The 2,088-nt window shown below is 58.8% G+C and carries 2 protein-coding genes and 1 pseudogene; 2 read left to right on the forward strand and 1 reads right to left on the reverse strand.

Features of this window, described 5'->3' with window-relative positions; genetic code table 11:
- Positions 1-530: 530 nt before the first annotated feature.
- Together EET03_RS15150 and EET03_RS15155 are read left to right on the forward strand one after the other, a co-directional pair.
- Complete coding sequence (locus EET03_RS15150; RefSeq protein WP_244232377.1) at positions 531-980, forward strand: hypothetical protein; 450 nt, start codon at positions 531-533, stop codon at positions 978-980.
- Between the two features lie 356 nt (positions 981-1,336).
- Positions 1,337-1,798: a hypothetical protein gene (locus EET03_RS15155; RefSeq protein WP_075544766.1), complete on the forward strand. Its 462-nt coding sequence runs from the start codon at positions 1,337-1,339 to the stop codon at positions 1,796-1,798.
- A gap of 27 nt (positions 1,799-1,825) precedes the next feature.
- On the opposite strand, the pseudogene EET03_RS15160 reads toward EET03_RS15155, so the two are convergent.
- Positions 1,826-2,088 (reverse strand): annotated as a pseudogene (locus EET03_RS15160) (peptidase); the annotation flags it as partial.

The raw sequence follows: 2,088 nt of genomic DNA on the forward strand, positions 1-2,088 counted from the left end.
GTCGCGACTACCCCAGGAAGCAGCGAACCCCACCGGGACCTGGAACCCGGCGTCACCGCACGACACGCGGCGCCGAAACCTACCCGGCACCACGAAATCAAGATCAACAAGCGTCGCCGGCCCCACATCACGGCGTCACCTACACCCGCATGAAATTTTGAGGCTCGCAGGGGAAGGAATGCTAGCCCCACCCCGAGCCGAAGAACGAATCTCTACCCCGACCCAGGTGCATACCCCTTTTGGAACGATTCCGCTACCGCACGTCGAGATCACCACACCTGTTACTGTCGACCCCGAATGGGACCGGCCCGGAGACTCCGTCACCAATGACCATGAGTTCAAGTAAGCGATTCCGGCAATGGGTGGTACAGCCAGAAGGGAGTGAACGCCGCGGTCTTTGGCTTAGAAGATGGTTGGCAAAACTAGTGCACGATCGAAGACCAGTTGCGTTCGGAATGAAGGTTCGCCGAATCACCGCGCTCCTCGCAGTAGTCCTTGTATTAGGAGGATGCTCAAGTATGTTTCCATTCTTGCACGACCAGGACCATCCCGCCCAGCCGCTTTCCGACGAGCAGACTAAAGCGCAGGTGGTAAACCCGGCTAAGCAAATCTCAAGAACCGCCAATTTACAGAACGTATCAGGAGTCTTCGGCTGGGAATCGTGTAACGACCAGGGCGATCCGCCCTACCGAGGCCGAGTGGACATTTCATTTGATATACCCGCTGGTACCGATAGCAATACCTACTTTGAGCAGATCGCCGCGACCATGGTGGCGCAGGGATGGTCAGAAGGTCCGCCTCCGGGAATGCGACTTTTTGGCAGGGTAATCCATGCTGACGGTGTCATGGCGATCATCGGGAAGAGCGGCGGGACAATTAAGGCCGGCTCGGTTGAGCTTTCAGGCGAGTGCCGCAATATGGGCGATCACCGCCACGACGGAAAATGGTACGACGTGACCGATCAGTTACTCGGAGCATAAGCCCACCGAAAATGACACTAAAGTCCCCTGCTCCAACATAATTCGCAAAGCGAGGCCCTGCGCAAAATGGCCGAAAGTCCGATCAGCCGTGACGGCTACTTATCTGGTGAACGAATGTGCCCGCCACAGAGCCAAACAAGCGGATACTGCACCGACCGAGATGCATACCCCGTTCGGACCGATTCCACTACCGCATGTCGAGATCACCACACCTGTCACTGTCGACCCCGAGTGGGACCGGCCAGGGGACTCAGTCACCAATGATCATGAATTCAAGTAGCTGCCTCCGGTCAGGCCTACTACGGCTTGCCACCGTAGCGCTGACGGTGGTTTTCGTGTTGGGAGGTTGTTCGCTGATGTATCCGTTTGCGCACGATGCTGACCACCCCGAACATCCGCTCTCTGACGAGCAGGCCATGGCCCAGGTGATCGAGCCGGCCAAGCTGATCGCAAAAATAGCAGGGCTGCAAGATGTTTCAGGAGGATTCAGCTGGGAGTCCTGCAACGATCAGGGCGATCCACCCTACCGTGGTCGGGTCGACATGACCTTCATCGTTCCGCTTGGCATCGACCACAGCGCCTACTTCGAGCAAGTTGCGGCGACGATGGTGGCTCACGGTTGGTCGTCCGGCGCGCCTACGGGACAGCACCTGTTCGGAACGGTGATTCACAAAGATGGTGTCATGGCAACTATCGGCGTAAGTCCATTTCTCGGCGCCGATGGGGCGATCGAGCTTTCCGGCGAATGCCGCAATATGAACAACCACCGCACTGACAGCAACGGGTTCAGCATCAAAGACCAGCTTCGTGGCCAGTGAAGCTGCGCCTAGCTGCCGCCGCGCTCACTAACCCGTTCGCTCCAACGAAATCTGGTGCCGCCCCGCAGGCACCGCCACTACCGACCCGACCAGCTGACCGTCAAGCCGCACCTGAGCACCGTCAGGCAAACCAGCAAGGGTGATCTGCGCGGCGGTGTCGGCAGAGACCGCGATGGTCGATGACGGCAACGATGCCAACCCGGCGCGCTTGATGTCCACCGTCAAGCTAGCGACTCCAGTGAGCCGCAGCGTCAAATACGGCAGCTCTTCGGCGGGTCCGGTTACCCGCC

Source organism: Mycobacterium innocens (genome assembly GCF_900566055.1).
Classification (GTDB): domain Bacteria; phylum Actinomycetota; class Actinomycetes; order Mycobacteriales; family Mycobacteriaceae; genus Mycobacterium; species Mycobacterium innocens.